Consider the following 16,566-nt stretch of genomic DNA (forward strand, 5'->3'; position numbering starts at 1 on the left):
CAAGTACTTATATATAGACCCAACCTAAATTGCGACTCTTACTATCAAAAAAGGTTATCCAATGAGAAAAAATTTACCTATAACTAACAATGAAAAAACTTTCTCAGCTAATAGTAAATTAATATCCGTAACTGACTTAAACGGCACTCTACTTGAGTGTAATGACGATTTTGTTGAGGTAAGCGGCTTTACTAAGCAAGAACTTATTGGTCAACCACACAATATTATTCGCCATCCAGAGATGCCAGCACAAGCCTTTGCCGTAATGTGGTCGTACATTAAGGCCGGTAAACCTTGGATGGGGATGGTAAAAAACCGGCGTAAAAATGGCGATTACTACTGGGTAGATGCCTACGTTACTCCTGTAACTGAACGGGGCAAGGTAGTGGGTTATGAATCTGTGCGTTCCTGCCCAACCCGCGAAGATGTGGCGCGTGCCGAAGCCTTATATGCCAATATAAATGCAGGTAAAAAAACGTCAGCAATAATTCAAATTACCGCGCCGCAGCTATTACTTGGTTTAGCCGTTGTGGTGTCAGCAGCACTGTTTATCAACGATTATCGCACCTTAGCTGAGGTCGCCTTTGCTAGTTTTATTGGCCTTTATATTCTTATTAGCACTTATCGTAGTAAAACCAACTTATTCAGCCTTACTAAACTATTAACGACCAGTTTTACCGACGATTTAGCTACTAAAACCTATACTGATGCTAGCGGTGATCTGGGCAAATTAACGGTGGCTATTTTAAGTCAGAAGGCGCATTTAGGCACGGTTATTTCTCGAATTGAAAACGCGGCTAAGCATGTTGCTAGCGAATCCGACATTGGCCATAAGTTAACGCTAAAAACCTGTGAAGAAATAGAACGACAGCAAGCTGAAACTTTCCAAGTTGCCACCGCAATGAACGAAATGACCACCACTATTGCCGAAGTAGCTAAACATGTATCAGAAACCGCAAACCATGCTGAAGTTGCTAACGAGTTGTCATTGCAAGGCAACCAAGTTGCCGAAACAACTCGGCAGTCTATTCACCGGCTTAGAGACACCGTGGCTAACATTGCCACCTCGGTAGCTGAAGTATCAGAGCAAACCGCACTGATTGCTCAAGCTGCGCAAATTATCGAGCAAATTGCCGACCAAACAAACTTATTAGCGCTTAATGCTGCAATAGAAGCCGCCAGAGCTGGCGAGCAAGGTCGAGGCTTTGCGGTGGTTGCAGACGAAGTGCGAAACTTAGCTAAACGTACGCAAGAATCTACCCGTGATATCTACACTATTGTAAAAGCGCTGACTAGCAAAGCACACAATGCGGTAGACACCGCCAATTTAGGGGCAAAAGCCGCCGATGACGGTTTAGAGCAAGTGGTGCAAAGCGGTAAAATGCTAAGTGGTATTACTAACGCCGTTGAACAAATTGCCCATATGGCGACGCAGATGGCGGCAGCTGTTGAACAGCAAGCGCATGTCGCTGATGATATTAACCGCCAAGTTGTTAATATTTCTGACTTAGCAAGTACCAGCTCCGCGACAGCAAATCACACAACAGATTCTATCACCTTGCTTAAAACTACCGCCGATGAGCTACATGAACTTGTTGTACGTTTTAAACAATAACTGAGATGCGCACTATTGCCGTGTTTTATTTAAGGAATGTGTAATAAATGCGAGCTTTTTTATACAGTAAAAATATATTCCCGCTATTTTTTCTGGCTCTAAGCGCGATAGCCGTTATCGCGCTATCAATTGTTATGCAATTTTTACAATTACAGATTGTGCATTTATGGGTAACCCATCTAACTCTAGAATTAATCTCGGTATTTGTCGCAATTTCGGTTGTCGCCGTTATTTTTCAGCGCAAAGATCCGGACAAAAGTAGCTTTAGTAATACTATTGTGTTCGGTTTTAGCTGTATTGCTTTACTCGATTATTTTCATACTCTGTCTTATCCCGGTATGCCTAATTTATTTACTGCTAGCTCGCCGGAAAAAGCCATTGTCTTTTGGCTATTTGCGCGCAGCATTGAGCTACTTACCTTTATCGCCATCGCTTTTAAACTGAAGCTAAAAGGCCGCAAGCTGAACTGGCTTTTGGCTGCCATTGCATTAAGTACATTGATATTTTATATAAACATTTATCATTCTCAGCTGTTACCACCCACCTTTGATCCCGCTACCGGCGTGACTGACTTTAAAACCAATGCCGAATATAGCTTCTTTATCGGTTATGCATTATTAACCGGGTTGTATTGGTATCAATATACTCGCAGCCACTTTAGCCAACATCTGTATTTTGCTGCAGCCAGCTTTGCAATGGCACTATGCGCATTAACGTTAACTCACTATCTAACCACCTCAGACTTTGCCCTGCTACTGGGGCACTTATTTAAAATCGTATCCGCAATATTTATTTATATGGCTATTTATTGGCACGAAATAAAACGCCCGTACCAACTCGCTCACATTGCCGAACAAAAAACCGATAAAAAAGAATTAGAACTGCAAACTATTTTAGAAAGTATGCCGCTAGGTGTCGTACGTTTTGATCAATCGTTAAAGCTGCTATATACCAATAGCTTTGCAAAAAACATGTCGCATATTTTTAAAGGTTCGCAAGTTGATCAACATCTCTCTGACGTATTTCCAGCAAAGATCGCATCACTGTGGCAACAACATTGCGTTCAAGCACTCTCTGGTAAAAAAGCCGAGTTTTATTACGATTATATTTTTGCCGAAAATGTACAGGTTTATCGCGAAATTATTATTGTTCCTGAAATAAATCTTGCAGGGAAAACCGACACTATTCTTTGCTTAGTCATTGATTCATCAGAAAAAGAGCATGCCAAACGTAAAGAATTAATAGCACTACGTGAAACAGAAAAATTAAGGCGAGCGCTAGACGAACACGCCATCGTCGCTTATACCGATATTCGTGGCATTATTACCTCGGTTAACGATAAGTTTTGTCAGATCTCTCAGTACTCACGACAAGAGCTAATTGGCAATAGTCATCAGCTCATTAATTCAAAATACCATCCCCGAAGCTTCTTTAAAGACATGTGGTTAAGCATTAGCACCGGTAAAATTTGGCAGGGTGAAATATGCAATAAAGCTAAAGATGGTAGCTTGTACTGGGTAAATACTACCATAGTGCCATTTTTAAATGACCGCGGAAAACCAGAGCAATATATTGCTATTCGCGCCGAGATTACCGAGCGCAAATTGGCCGAACAAGAAGCTCTGCGCCTAGCTTATTATGATGAACTCACATCACTGCCTAATCGACGTTTATTAAAAGAACAATTAGAGCGTAGCATTAACAACAGTGAACCTAATACCGCGAATGTTCATGCTTTACTGCTTATCGATTTAGATAATTTTAAAGATGTAAACGACTCGTTAGGCCATGCTATGGGCGACGAACTGCTAAAACAAGTGGCTATGCGCCTGCAACACAGCACCTATGCAAACCAAACGATTGCTCGGCTAGGTGGCGACGAATTTGTAATTTTAATTGCTAACTTAGCCACCAGCAAACAAGAGGCATCGATTAAAGCCGGCGATCAAGCAGAGCATATCCGCGTAGCCTTATCCGAGCCCTATACGCTTGAAAACGAAATAGTCTCGGTTACACCCAGTATTGGCGTTACCTTGTTAGATAGCACAGTATGCGATGCGGCAGAGTTTTTAAAACAAGCCGATATTGCCATGTATCAATCTAAGGCTCGGGGTAGAAATCAAGTTACCTTCTTTGACCCACAGCTACAATTTGCACTAAACCAACGCAACGACATTTTACGCGAGTTGGTCCACGCTACAGATAAACAAGAGCTGATACTTTACTACCAACCTATATACAACCAACAGAAAGCAATAGTCGGTACAGAGGCCTTAATTCGCTGGAACAACAGCCGGTTAGGCATGGTACCGCCAGATCAGTTTATTCCGGTTGCCGAGCAAGCCAATCATATTCTTGTAATTGGTAATTGGGTTTTACATACCGCCTGTCAGCAATTACAACAATGGGCTAGCGATAAACAGCGTGCACACTGGACTATTGCGGTAAACATTAGCGCGAAGCAGCTACAACAAAAAGATTTTGTCGACATAGTGACAACCGCACTAACACAATACCAGGTGCCGCCACAACGTTTAAAGCTTGAGATAACAGAAAGCATGTTGCAGGAAGATGTTGATAATACTATTGCAGCAATGAGCAAACTGCGTGAAATAGGCGTACGCTTCTCATTAGACGATTTTGGTACTGGCTACTCTTCACTAAGCTACCTAACCAAATTACCCATAGACACGCTGAAAATTGACCGCTCTTTTGTTGATAATATGATTAACAGCAAAGAAGACACCGCCGTTGTAAAAGCGATACTGTCATTGGCTGCCAGCTTAAAGTTAGAGGTTGTGGCCGAAGGTGTAGAAACCGCAGAGCAAATGGCGTTTTTAATTAGCGCCGGTTGTCAAAATTATCAAGGTTATTTACTTAGCAAGCCGTTACCTATTGAACAGCTACTACTGCTCGACAGCTAAATATACCAAGCTAGGCATAGCGAGAAAGGCCTAGTTGACCAGTTCAATACAATCTATTGGGCACACCGCAATGCAAGTGGGTTTATCATAAAAACCCACACACTCAGTACAAAGCTCAGCAGCCACCTGATAATGTTGTTCGCCTAAACTAATTGCATCGTTTGGGCACTCTGGCACACACATATCGCAATTAATACATGAAACGTCTATTAGTGCAGGCAATTTCGCCCCTATAATGCTCAAAGCGGTAAAAAAAAAGTAGTATGCTTATTCAAACACATTACCGTTAACATAGGTTTGATCTCTATCAACAAGGTCGACAGCAACGAGTATAAAGGAGCTGGAAATGTATAAAATAATCAGTTTATGCGTATTTTTAATTATGGCTTTTGTTAACTTAGCCAGCGCAAGCACTGCAGATTTAACGGCCATTTCTTTAAAACAATTTCCAGAGCTCTCAACAATAAACTTAAGCGCCGTGCCGGCGAATAAACCGTTATATATTAAAATGTGGGCGACCTGGTGCAAACCCTGTATGGAACAGATGCCGCATTTTCAACAGCTTTATCAACAGTATGGCGATAAAGTTAACTTCGTTGCTGTTAACATTGATATTAATGAAAAACCCGAAGAAATAGCCAAGGTTATTGCTCGCTTTGGTTTAACCATGCCAGTTTGGATAGATGATCAAGGCAAGCTAGCGCTAGAGTTAGGCCTTGTTGGTACGCCGTTTTCTGTATTAATGAATAGCCAATGGCAACAGGTTTATACTAGTCACGAGTCAGATAATGTATTAGACGGCTTTATACAGCGTTTAGCGCAGGGACAAAATTTAATTGCACAAGACGGCGAAAAAGCCAGCCCAGAACAACAGCAGCAGCTAGTTGCCCCCTACCTTAACGGTGAGCAGTATCTATTTTTTACTGCTACTTGGTGTGATTGGTATTTGGCCGAATCTCGTCCTGACATGTCAAAAAGCTGTATTCAAGCGCAGCAGCAACTAAACGCCATAGCGCTGCAATTGCCGAACAGCAACTGGCATGGCATTGTTAATAATTTATGGACAGATCAACAAGCGCTTACTGATTTTAATCAGCAGTATGCAATGAAAGTACCCTTTAGTATTGATAACAGCGGTGCGCTATTTCAACATTTTAACGTGCGCAGTATCCCAGTATTATTAAAACTAAAAGACGGCAAGGTGTTAGCTGAAATTAAAGACTTTTCAAACCCTACCGCCGTTATACAACAGCTACAGCAGTTACAGCGGTAACTGCTTAATCAGCATCGCGTACTGTAAATCTATCGTTTGCGGTAGATGTACTAATAACTGATAGCAGGCACCTGGCGCCAGCAGTATATCGTGATGCTGGCTGTCTTTTAACCCCGTTAATTTAAAGCTGACATTGCCGCTCGGTGTCATAACCAGCAAGCTGTCGCCTACGGCAAACCGGTTTTTTACTTCAACTAAGGCATAGCCTTGTGCGTCTTGCTGGCCGATAAACTCTGCCACTAATAGTTGCTCACCAGCGCTGTGGCTAGTGTCATAATTTTGCGTATCTTGCGGTTTATGGCGGCGTAAAAAGCCTTCGGTAAAACCGCGGTTTGCCATGCCCTCTAATTGATACAACAGGTTGGTATCAAACGGCTTGCCTGCAGCGGCATCGTCAATGGCTTGGCGATACACTTGCGCCGTGCGAGCGACATAATAGGGCGATTTAGTACGGCCTTCTATTTTTAACGAACTTACGCCCATCGCGGTTAATGCAGCTACCTGTTCAACACCACGCAGGTCTTTAGAATTTAAAATATAAGTACCATGTAAATCTTCATCAATGGCCATCAGCTCGCCGGGGCGGCCCTGCTCTTCTAATAAAGCCGGTGTACTAATGGGCTTAAATTGCCCTACTTCATCTTCTTCAGCGCTATGAACCTTATACGGCCAGCGACAACTATTAGTGCAAGCACCCTGATTAGGATCGCGCTTATTAATATAACCTGACAACAAACAGCGCCCCGAATAGGCCATACACAGTGCGCCGTGAATAAACACCTCTAACTGCATATCAGGTACTTGCCGGCAAATTTCGGCAATTTCATCTACTGCTAGCTCGCGCGATAAAATAACTCGTTCAACATTGTGGCTTTGCCAAAATTTTACTGCTGCCCAGTTTACCGTATTAGCCTGTACCGATAAGTGCAGTGCTATTTTAGGGAAATGCTGCTGTAATAAATAAATAACACCGGGATCAGACACAATTAGCGCATCGGGCTTTAGTGCCACCACGGCGGCCATATCCTTAACAAAGTGCGTAAGTTTGCTGTTGTGCGGCGCAATATTTACCACTACATAAAACTTTTTATTAAGTGCATGGGCTTCATCAATACCGGTTTTTAGGCTGGCTAAATCAAAGTCGTTATTGCGCACCCGCAAGCTGTAACGGGGTTGCCCCGCGTATACCGCATCGGCGCCATAGGCAAAGGCTAAGCGCATGGCTTTTAAACTGCCGGCAGGAGAAAGTAATTCAGGTTTAAACATGGCTAACGGCTCACAAGATAATACAGCGCGCTAGTGTAGCGCGCGTAACAAGCTGGATATTGATATGTCGCAATACTTAGTTAGTCAGCATAAGGTTCATGCTATTAACATTGCACTACGGCAGCTTTTACCGACGATTTTAAACCTGCGGCAAAATTATTAAGCCGCTCGGTTCGGCTATCGCTAGGCAACACGACCTAAATTATTAAGCTAGGGTTAGCGTGCAATGAGGCAAATAGACAATCACCAATATCAGAAATAAACGGCACCGTTAAGCTACCTTTACTCAGCTGCTTATCAAGCTGTTGCACTACAGAAGTAGCACTTAACGCCTGAGCCTTTGGTTGGGCTTGGTTTAACTTGGGTATTAAGGCACTAAAGGGGGCTATTGGCTGCAATAGTAGCGCCTGTAGTAACGGCTTTAACGCAACATCGGTATAATTCTCTTTGCCAATAACTAATTGCTGCTGTCCTAACTCAATTAGCTTTTCTGCTGGGAAAAATTCGGCATTAGCAGCAAAGTTGCTATCAGTTTTAATTACGCCAATTTGTAATATTAGATCAGCCTCTCGCAATAACTGTGCTGGGCGCGTATCGGTTTTATCTAAAAACACACCTTGGTATTGCGCCTGTTGTTGGTTAAAGCAGGCTCGGCCCATTAAAGTACTAACAAAAGGGATATTAAGCGTCGCCGCTAAGGCTTCTAGCTCGGCTACAGCACCAAAACGACGTACATCAACACCGGCCAGAATAACTGGATTTTGTGCGTAATTTAATTGTTCTGCTAAATGCTCAGCCGCTAGCGTAAGCGCTGCAATATCAGGTTGTGGCGCAGTGTACATAGCGGCAACTGTGGTATTAAACAACACGGCATCGCGAGGTATTTCAATTAACACCGGTAAGTTTTGCTCTTTCGCGGTTTTAAACGCCAAGCGAATATCGTTACCAGCGCGCTCTGGGTTATCTAAACGCACTTGGCAGGCTGTTATTTCTCGATAAATATCACGCTGCGAATCAATGTGTTTTGCTTGGTGATGAATTTGTAAACCGCTATTAATTTCAGCCACACTTGGAAACCCAGCAATAACCACTAAGGGTACGTGTTCAACATAGGCTTGGGCTACCGCATTAACCGCATTGAGGGCGCCAGCGCCATAAGTAAGCAGCACAACTGACGGATTATTACTAATACGCGCCGCGGCATCAGCGGCAAATACCGCCGAGGGTTCATGACTTAAATAGTACAAGGGTAACTGATTTCGCTGCTGTAATTGTTCAAACAACGGCAATACAAAGTCACCTGGAATACCAAACAACTGTTTTACACCAAATAAGTCTAGCTCTTGCAGCAGTGCGTCGACCAATAACATAAACATCTCCGTTTTATTCAGTGCGAATAGACCAAGCGATTTTAGTATTGGTATATATAACAAAATTGCCCCGCAATAATACGGGGCATAAGGGGTATAACTAAGGCGAGGTATTAGTCGGCTATGCGCACAACGTCAATTTGCTTTAACCAGCGCACATGGCGTGGGCCGGTACGAGTGTCTTTGCTTGATACCATAGCAATACGCCCCTCAAAGTCGTTTAACGCTGCGCCGTCTTTTTCAAAAAACACCAAAACCCCCTCACCTATAGGTGAATTAAATAACTCGTTCCATGAAAACACCGCTTTATAATCATCACTGGCGGTAGCAATAATGATAATTTTTTTCAGCTCATTATGCTCACGAGAAATGATCTTCGCCTTTTGTAAAATGTCGGTTAGCAATACGCCTTTAAAGCTTTCTAACTGGCCTTTATTTTCGCCAGATTGACAAATAAGTGGCACATTACCATCTTGATGCAGCGTAAACTCACTGGCTAATTGTGCTACGTTTAAACTTAACGGCTGTTCAACATGGCCACTGACTTTCAATGTTTCAGTAACAAAGGTAGCAGGCGCTTGTTGTTTTGCGCTTAGCGGCACAGACATCAAAGTTAAGCCTACCAGTAATGTTGCTAGTTTAATGATATTGTTCATAATTATTGCTCCAGATTAAAATTTATAATAAAGATTAGTAAACCAACTACGCCCAGCAGCAGGAAAGCCCTCAGCTAGCGCATAATTTTTGTCAGTTAAATTATTAACACCCAGAGACCACTGCCAATTAGGCGCAAATTGATAGTTAGCTTTAGCGTTAAGCAAAGTAAAACCGGCTAGCTCAACGGTATTTGAAGCAAAACGTTCGCTATTGTATTCCGCCTGCAGCAATAGGCTTAATGGCTCTATTGGCTGCCATTGGCCATGCAGTAGTACTTTATGTTTTGGCATATCGGTTACCCGATTGGTTGACCCCGACTTATTTTTTATCTTGGTGTAGGTATAGTTTCCGCCGACGGTTAGGCTGCTATATAAAGCATGCTGCATACCTAATTCAATACCGCTACTTTCAACACGACCAATATTTTGCATCTGCGATAAAATGCCAGACACGTTGGCTACCGCGCTTTGTCATACCCTACTCCCGTTATGCAAGAAAACGTGTAATACCGTGGTTAACACCATCGATATATACCTCAGTATATTGCGCTTTACGGCAAATAATGACAACGCTACCGAAGTGATAGCGCAGCTAAGCAAAAGTTACTCACTTTAGGGTATATGACAAAGGAGATAATTTAAGGTCGACATAAGAGAACCGATTTGCGCTAAGCCAACCGGTTTGTTTAATCGCATGCAGTTTTTAAAGTTTGATTAGCCATCAGTGCCTAAAATAATATGCGAGGCTTTAATCAGCGCCAGCATCTTATCGCCAACTTTAACCGCCAATGTTTCTGCGCTTTGATTAGTAATAATGGCGGCCAAAACATTGCCGCCGCTAAGCTCAAGCACAACTTCGGTATTAACTGCACCAGGAACAATACGGCTTACCTTGCCAACAAACTGATTGCGTGCAGACGTTTTAATACTTTCGCTGCCTGAGGCCAAAATTACCCAACTTGATTTAATTAAGGCATAGGCTTTGCTGCCTACGGCTAAGCCCAACCGCTCGACACTGTCTTTGGTGATCACAGCACACAAGGTATCACCACCTGAAAGCTGTAAAGTAACTTCAGAATTTACCGCACCATCAATTAAGTTGGTCACTTCACCATACAAGGTATTACGGGCGCTAGTTTTCATATTAAACCTTTTAAAAATATTATAAGTGTCAGATAGTTCTGACTGGTTAAGCTGTGCCATAAACTGTTGCTGGGCTTTTGCAATAACAGAAAAACGTTTTAGTAGTTGCTGACCAGCAGTGCTTAGCTCTGCGCCACCGCCACCCGAGCCGCCTTGGCGCAAAAGTACCAATGGCGTATCGCTAAGGTTATTTATTGCGTCAATTGCGTCCCACGCGCCCTTATAGGTCATGCCAATGGCCTTAGCTGCAGCGGCAATGCTACCGGTTTTGGCTACTGCATCAAGAAGCGCTAAACGCCGAGTAGAAATGTCGCCATCGCTTGAGGTGTAGCTTAGCGGTGCAACAAAATTGCCGGTGAGGGTATCGCTCAAGTGGGGCTCCTAATTAACAACAGCTTTACTCAAGGCCGCTTAGCGCAGCATGCTAGTGAAAAGTAAAATACTCACCATTTCAGCAGCCGGTAAACTTGCGCTGTCGCGTTCTAATACAATGTAACAATTAGCATTAGCGATTGAACTTAACATGCCAGAACTTTGTGCACCTAAGGTTTTCACTTTTAAGCCATGCTCATCTTGCCAATACCAACCACGTTGGTAATCGGCCCGTCCCGGCTGCTTTTTCAGGCTTACTGCACACTCGGCCTGTAACTTCGCTGAAGTAAAATTTTGCGCTTCACCAGCGAGCTTACGCAACACAGGCTGCACTAATTGCTCTAGTGTTACTACCGCTGCAACAGGGTTGCCTGGCAAACCAAAAAACCAGCAGTTATTAAGCTTACCAAACGCAAAAGGTTTGCCCGGCTTAATAGCCACTTGCCAAAAATTAATTGCACCTAATTTATTTAACGTTTGTCGCGTATAGTCGGCATCGCCAACTGATACGCCTGCGCTGGTAATAAGCACATCGGCTTGGTGCATAGCTTGGCTAAATGCGTGTTCAATTAATGCAGGGTCATCGGCTAGTAAACCTAAATCTACTAGCTCAACATCTAAGCGTTGCAACATTGCCGCCATAACATAACGGTTACTATCGTAAATATGGCCATCAGGTAGCGGCTGCCCTGGTGCTACCAGTTCATCACCGGTAGAAAATATTGCCACCTTAAGCCGGCGCTTTACGTTAACCTTAGCAATACCTAAAGACGCCAGTAAGCCAATGTCAGCCGCGCGTAATCTATGCCCGGCATGAAATACACTTTGCCCTTGTTTAATATCTTCACCCGCGCGGCGCACATGTTCAGCTAGGTCGGGTAAGATCTGACACAAAATGTGCACACCGTCTGCCGTTTGTTCTAGCTGCACTTGTTCTTGCATAATAACGGTATCAAGCCCCTCAGGCATTACCGCGCCAGTAGTAATACGAACACAACATCCGTTAGGTACTGGCTGCGTAAACGCATGCCCAGCTAAAGCCGTACCAACAACTAACAACGGCTGCCCTGGCGTAACATCAGCCACCCGCAGCGCATAACCATCCATTGCCGCATTATCATAACCTGGCACATTAATGCCTGATAACACAGCGCTAGAGAGCACGCGATCCAACGCCTGATTTAGCACCACCTCATCAGTCTGTGCTATCGGCGTAACCGCGGTTAACATCTGCTCAATGGCGTGTTCAACACTTAACATGGCATTGGCGGCAGGCTTAGACATTAGGCTTTAACTCCCTGCTGGTTCACCATCCACACCGCAGCCTCTACTCGCGAGCGCAGCCCGAGCTTTTTCAGTAAGTGCTTAACATGCACCTTTACTGTGCCATCAGAGATATTTAATTCGCGGGCAATCAGTTTGTTACTCATGCCTTTGGCAATAAAGCTTAAAATCTCATATTCGCGGTTGGTTAAGCTATTAAGCTCAGCCGATGCTTTAGGGGCTGGCCGGCGCAATGCGGTGGCTAATACTTGAGTTACCGCTTCGCTTAACACCATTTTACCGCTGAGGGCGCGCTGAATATGTTCAAGTAACACCTCAGGATCGGTATCTTTTAGTAAATACCCGTCGGCGCCGTTACTAATGGCATTGACGACGTCTTCATCGGCGTCAGAGACCGTTAACATTACGATACGTGAGGTCACACCTTCATCACGCATTTTCTTTAGCGTAGCAATGCCATCCATACCCTGCATATTTAGGTCGAGAATAATTAAATCGGGGTCTAACTCTACGGCAAGTTTTATTGCATCAGCACCATTACTCGCTTCGGCAACGACCTCTAAATCCTCCTCCAGCGCGAGTAGCTGTGTTAAACCTTTACGTAATAACGGATGATCATCCACTAACATAATGCTGGATTTTTGTTCTAACATGTTTTACTCCAAGACTAAACAGCGCATACCCTTGCTATTAGCTTACAATACCTAGTGTGAAACTTTGATATAAATCAGGTAATAGGCTTGTTATTTTTTTACTGCATCCGAATACATTGCACATTGTCTGTTTATTTTAAACAGCATAGTTAATTGTTTTATATGACTTTAAAGATGAAAACCGCTTAAGAGTACTCACTTTTAGGTACTCACAACTATCTAACTGGCTTAAACAGCTAACTCCGAAGATACATTGTGACACTGGCCGCTGCGCTGCATAGTTTGGCTAATTAATTTAGTCATCCTAACCGGAGTTAATTATGTCAGACCTAAAAAAATGGCAACCAGAAGACGAAAGCTTCTGGCAAAGCCAAGGCAAGCGCATCGCAAGCCGAAACTTATGGATCTCAATACCCAGCTTACTCTGTGGCTTTGGTGTTTGGATGCTATGGAGCATTTTAACTGTACAAATGCTTAACGTTGGTTACCCGTTTAGTACCGCTGAGTTGTTTACTCTAACCGCTATTGCCGGTTTTACTGGTGCGACCTTACGCATACCCTCAAGCTTTTTTGTCCGGTTATGCGGTGGCCGATACACACTATTTCTTACCACCACCTTATTACTCGTGCCTGCAGTAGGCACCGCGCTGGCGCTAAAAAGCATTGATACGCCGTTGTGGGTGTTTCAAATAATGGCCTTATTAGCCGGTATTGGTGGCGGTAACTTTGCCTCATCAATGTCAAACATCAGCTTCTTTTATCCGAAAAAACAACAAGGTTTAGCCCTAGGTTTAAATGCGGGCTTAGGAAACTTTGGCGTAACCACGGTGCAGATTTTAGTGCCTATTTTTATGTCTTACGGCGTATTTACATTTTTAGGTGGCGGCGAGCCAATGGAACTGCTTAAGCCAAGCGGCACAGTAACAGGTACTATTCCTGCAGGTACAAGCACGTGGATCCAGAACGCGGGCTTTGCTTGGTTAATTACTTTAGTACCGTTGGCTTTTGTACTTTGGTTTGGTACGAATAATATTCACACTGAAGAAGTTACGCCCAAATTACCGAAAGCTTTTACCGCCTTTGGTATTATTTTAGCCATGCTAAGCATTGGTTTTTTAACTTCTATTATCGGTTTGTGGCTAATTTTGCCTGCTTCAGAAAACGGTTCAGGCTTTGGTATTCCGAAAGAAATTGTGCTGCTGTTAGTGTTATTCGGCACAGTCATGTTATTAAAGCTGTTACCCGGCACAATCCGCAGTAGCCTTGAACGTCAATACCGCATTTTTAACAATAAACATACGTGGGTTATGAGCATCATGTATGTGATGACCTTCGGTTCTTTTATTGGTTTTTCCGCTGCATTTCCGTTAGCCATTAAGGTTATCTTTGGTTACAGCCATATTATGGTTGACGGTGTAATGACTCACAATACCACTAACCCGAATGGGCCAAGTGCATTAACTTACGCCTGGATAGCGCCCTTTATTGGCGCACTTATTCGCCCCGTCGGTGGTTGGGTTGCCGATAAAGTAGGTGGTGCCTTGGTAACACAAATTTGTGCCGTTATTATGATTATTTGCGCACTAGCAGCAGGCCACTATATGCAGTTAGCCTATCAGTCAGCCACGCCTGAGCAATACTTTGTGCCGTTTTTCTTAATCTTTTTAGGCTTGTTTGCTGCCAGTGGCATTGGTAATGGCTCAACCTTTAGAACTATTGCCCTAGTATTCCCCAAAGAGCAAGCCGGCCCAGTATTAGGTTGGACTTCAGCAGTGGCCGCGTACGGTGCGTTTTATATTCCACAAGTATTAGGTGAGCAAATTAAAGCCACTACACCAGAGTATGCGATGATTGGTTTTGCGATATTTTATAGCCTCTGTTTGCTAGTTAACTGGTTCTTTTACTTGCGTAAAAACGGTGAGTTTTATAATCCGTAACGGCTAACTGCAGCGCTATAATATAAAACACAACGGAGGCTAATGCCTCCGTTGTTTTGTCACCGTTTCATGGTTTTAATATTGCTAATTTATGCGGTTTTTTCTTGCTGTAGGTATTCTGGCGTAAAGTAAAAATATACGCCGGTGCCGCCTTCCTCGCGCCGTTTAATGTCGATACTGCCGCCTAAGTGCTTGCTACGCTCTTGCATAATAGCCAAGCCATAATGGTTTAGTTTTTCTGCTGCCTCGGGAATACCCACGCCGTTATCTTCAATAGCTAATGCCACCATCTTGTCGTCTTGCTGATACAGTTTAATCAGTATTTCGTTACCCGAGCTATGGTGCACCGCGTTTTGACTGGCTTCGCGGATAATTTGTAGCAAGTGAATTTCTTCATGTGGCGTTAGCGGTATATTTAACAGTTGATAATCTAATTGAATATGCATTTTTGACTGCTCAGTAAGCTGCGTTACCGTAGTTTGCAATGCACTTAATAAACCGGAGCCATCTACTTTTAGTCTAAAAGTGGTTAATAGTTCTCGTAGTTGTCGATAGGCTGCATCTAAACCTTGCTTTAACTCGGCTGACACATCGTTAATCGTCAATTTATCTTCTTTTTGTATCGCTTTATTTAACCGTGTTACCTGTATTTTTAAGTAAGATAAAGCTTGCGCTAACGAGTCATGTAATTCACGCGCTATTACTGTGCGTTCCTGCATTAAGGCAAAGCGCCGTACTTGCTCTTCTTCCGATTTCAAACTCAGTGCCAATGCCAGCTGATCAGCAACTGAAGACAACATACGATGTTGCCAAGGCTCTAGGCTATTGCCCGCCGCAACGCGTGCCACCAACACACCATAGCGTTTACGTTCACGCTGCAGTACAAAATGATAATCGCTGCTATGACAATTCTCGGTTATCGCGCCAGTTAAACAATCATTACAGTTAGTTTTGGCACAGGCTTCATCGTCAGTGTCATCTGCTAATACCTGCATATAAGGCTTATTACCTTCCTCAGTAAACAAGCACAGCTCTAAATCAGCTATTTTAACTACCGTTTTTAATTCCGTAATAATATGTTGAAAATCAGTACTGTCTGGTGCGTGTTCACTGATGCGTTGCGAGGTGTTATACAAAAAGCGTAATTTTGTATTGGTATGCTGCAGTACTTCGGTTTGCTCTTCTACCCGCTTTTCTAAATTGCCGTACATATAGGCAATAGAATCGTTCATTTTATTAAAACTATGTGCCAAAGCGCCCAGTTCATCGTTATTTTCTACGGTAATACGATGGGTAAAGTCGCCCATTGCAACCTGCCTAGCACCTTTGGTTAATTGCGCTAACGGCTCTTGCACCATGACTTTTAACCAGTAAATAACGATTGCCGACAGTAAAACAGTTACCAATAATGCGGCTAGCTGTAAGGTACGAAAACTACGTATTTTTTGTTCCGCATCGTGCTGAATGTCACTAACCAGTATCTCTAATAACTCTAGCTGACGCTGCAACGCGGGCTCTATTAGCGCAACATCTATTGGCTGGCGTAATAAAGGCTCGCTTTTTAACCAATGCTGATGAGCAAGTTCAAACTGGCGCATTACCGATTCATTATGCAAAAACCGATTAAACACCGGGTTTTTCCAACTTGCCGTGTAGTGTTGCTGTGCTTTTTCTAGCTCTATCGGATCATCTTGCGCGGCTAGCCAAGCTAAGCGATAACTCTGCATTCGCAGTGAACCAGCAACATTAACCGCATAAGCATCGCTGTCGGTGCGTTCAGATAACCAATACGACACTAATAAAATACCAATGGCTAATGACACAATAAATGCTAAGGCAATATTAATCCGAGTAACGATAGAAAAAGGTCGCATAGCTGCTCCATTACTATAAACGCTGTAAGCATACCCGCTTATGTTACAGATAGCAGGTCAAACCACAGAAATTCTATGTTGCAACCTTAGCTACCCCTTTTTATCTAGCCTAACAATCAAGCGCCACACTGCCTACCCACTGTGGGTAGATGGGCCATGCCAAGCCCGCTTTTGCGCCAATTCCGCCCTACCACCTTTT

Annotated in this window: 13 protein-coding genes; 4 read left to right on the forward strand and 9 right to left on the reverse strand. The window is 43.4% G+C overall.

Annotated features, from left to right (window positions below; translation table 11 throughout):
* Positions 1–61: 61 nt before the first annotated feature.
* Both E0Z06_RS09120 and E0Z06_RS09125 read left to right on the forward strand, forming a co-directional pair.
* Positions 62–1,615: a PAS domain-containing methyl-accepting chemotaxis protein gene (locus tag E0Z06_RS09120; protein ID WP_132583944.1), complete on the forward strand. Its 1,554-nt coding sequence runs from the start codon at positions 62–64 to the stop codon at positions 1,613–1,615.
* 47 nt (positions 1,616–1,662) lie between these two features.
* On the forward strand, positions 1,663–4,539 hold the full coding sequence (locus E0Z06_RS09125; protein ID WP_132583946.1) for an EAL domain-containing protein: 2,877 nt from the start codon (positions 1,663–1,665) through the stop codon (positions 4,537–4,539).
* Positions 4,540–4,569: 30 nt separating this feature from the next.
* Here the strand turns inward: E0Z06_RS09125 and E0Z06_RS09130 are convergent, their stop codons facing one another.
* Positions 4,570–4,761 (reverse strand): YfhL family 4Fe-4S dicluster ferredoxin, encoded by a 192-nt coding sequence (locus tag E0Z06_RS09130; protein WP_132583948.1) that lies wholly within the window; start codon positions 4,759–4,761, stop codon positions 4,570–4,572.
* 124 nt (positions 4,762–4,885) lie between these two features.
* Between E0Z06_RS09130 and E0Z06_RS09135 the strand changes: the two genes are divergently transcribed.
* Complete coding sequence (locus E0Z06_RS09135) at positions 4,886–5,812, forward strand: redoxin family protein (protein WP_207903061.1); 927 nt, start codon at positions 4,886–4,888, stop codon at positions 5,810–5,812.
* Here E0Z06_RS09135 and yegQ read toward each other — a convergent pair.
* The 7 genes from yegQ to narL all read right to left on the reverse strand — a co-directional run bounded on the left by yegQ (position 5,801) and on the right by narL (position 12,556).
* Positions 5,801–7,078 carry a tRNA 5-hydroxyuridine modification protein YegQ gene (yegQ, locus tag E0Z06_RS09140; RefSeq protein ID WP_132583952.1) on the reverse strand — a complete coding sequence of 426 codons (1,278 nt, stop codon included), beginning with the start codon at positions 7,076–7,078 and terminating at the stop codon, positions 5,801–5,803. The genes E0Z06_RS09135 and yegQ overlap by 12 nt on opposite strands.
* A 197-nt stretch (positions 7,079–7,275) precedes the next feature.
* On the reverse strand, positions 7,276–8,448 hold the full coding sequence (locus E0Z06_RS09145) for a thiamine pyrophosphate-binding protein (RefSeq protein ID WP_132583954.1): 1,173 nt from the start codon (positions 8,446–8,448) through the stop codon (positions 7,276–7,278).
* A gap of 113 nt (positions 8,449–8,561) precedes the next feature.
* Positions 8,562–9,104 carry a molybdopterin-dependent oxidoreductase gene (locus E0Z06_RS09150; RefSeq protein ID WP_132583956.1) on the reverse strand — a complete coding sequence of 181 codons (543 nt, stop codon included), beginning with the start codon at positions 9,102–9,104 and terminating at the stop codon, positions 8,562–8,564.
* A 15-nt stretch (positions 9,105–9,119) separates the two neighbouring features.
* Positions 9,120–9,557, reverse strand: coding sequence for a TonB-dependent receptor (locus E0Z06_RS09155; protein ID WP_132583958.1), 438 nt, complete (start codon positions 9,555–9,557; stop codon positions 9,120–9,122).
* Positions 9,558–9,818: 261 nt separating this feature from the next.
* A complete protein-coding gene (locus E0Z06_RS09160; protein WP_132583960.1) occupies positions 9,819–10,619 on the reverse strand; it encodes a TOBE domain-containing protein in 801 nt (266 codons plus the stop codon).
* 39 nt (positions 10,620–10,658) lie between these two features.
* Complete coding sequence (glp, locus tag E0Z06_RS09165) at positions 10,659–11,903, reverse strand: gephyrin-like molybdotransferase Glp (protein WP_132583962.1); 1,245 nt, start codon at positions 11,901–11,903, stop codon at positions 10,659–10,661.
* Positions 11,903–12,556, reverse strand: a complete 654-nt coding sequence (gene narL, locus E0Z06_RS09170) for a two-component system response regulator NarL (RefSeq protein ID WP_132583964.1) — start codon at positions 12,554–12,556, stop codon at positions 11,903–11,905. Before narL ends, glp begins: the two co-directional genes overlap by 1 nt.
* Positions 12,557–12,876: 320 nt before the next feature.
* Between narL and E0Z06_RS09175 the strand changes: the two genes are divergently transcribed.
* The gene (locus tag E0Z06_RS09175) at positions 12,877–14,493 is read left to right on the forward strand and encodes an MFS transporter (protein WP_132583966.1); all 1,617 of its coding nucleotides are present in this window, start codon (positions 12,877–12,879) and stop codon (positions 14,491–14,493) included.
* An 89-nt stretch (positions 14,494–14,582) separates the two neighbouring features.
* Here the strand turns inward: E0Z06_RS09175 and E0Z06_RS09180 are convergent, their stop codons facing one another.
* The gene (locus E0Z06_RS09180) at positions 14,583–16,367 is read right to left on the reverse strand and encodes an ATP-binding protein (RefSeq protein ID WP_132583968.1); all 1,785 of its coding nucleotides are present in this window, start codon (positions 16,365–16,367) and stop codon (positions 14,583–14,585) included.
* Between the last annotated feature and the right edge of the window lie 199 nt (positions 16,368–16,566).

Source organism: Rheinheimera sp. D18 (assembly GCF_004345025.1).
Taxonomy (GTDB): domain Bacteria; phylum Pseudomonadota; class Gammaproteobacteria; order Enterobacterales; family Alteromonadaceae; genus Alishewanella; species Alishewanella metallidurans.

What these genes read in the sequence shown, in the direction of transcription:
- yegQ (WP_132583952.1), bottom strand. Translation starts at nt 7,078, where the DNA reads ATGTTTAAACCTGAATTACTTTCTCCTGCCGGCAGTTTAAAAGCCATG.
- narL (WP_132583964.1), bottom strand. Translation starts at nt 12,556, where the DNA reads ATGTTAGAACAAAAATCCAGCATTATGTTAGTGGATGATCATCCGTTA.
- E0Z06_RS09120 (WP_132583944.1), top strand. Translation starts at nt 62, where the DNA reads ATGAGAAAAAATTTACCTATAACTAACAATGAAAAAACTTTCTCAGCT.
- E0Z06_RS09150 (WP_132583956.1), bottom strand. Translation starts at nt 9,104, where the DNA reads ATGAACAATATCATTAAACTAGCAACATTACTGGTAGGCTTAACTTTG.
- E0Z06_RS09125 (WP_132583946.1), top strand. Translation starts at nt 1,663, where the DNA reads ATGCGAGCTTTTTTATACAGTAAAAATATATTCCCGCTATTTTTTCTG.
- E0Z06_RS09135 (WP_207903061.1), top strand. Translation starts at nt 4,886, where the DNA reads ATGTATAAAATAATCAGTTTATGCGTATTTTTAATTATGGCTTTTGTT.
- E0Z06_RS09180 (WP_132583968.1), bottom strand. Translation starts at nt 16,367, where the DNA reads ATGCGACCTTTTTCTATCGTTACTCGGATTAATATTGCCTTAGCATTT.
- glp (WP_132583962.1), bottom strand. Translation starts at nt 11,903, where the DNA reads ATGTCTAAGCCTGCCGCCAATGCCATGTTAAGTGTTGAACACGCCATT.
- E0Z06_RS09175 (WP_132583966.1), top strand. Translation starts at nt 12,877, where the DNA reads ATGTCAGACCTAAAAAAATGGCAACCAGAAGACGAAAGCTTCTGGCAA.
- E0Z06_RS09145 (WP_132583954.1), bottom strand. Translation starts at nt 8,448, where the DNA reads ATGTTATTGGTCGACGCACTGCTGCAAGAGCTAGACTTATTTGGTGTA.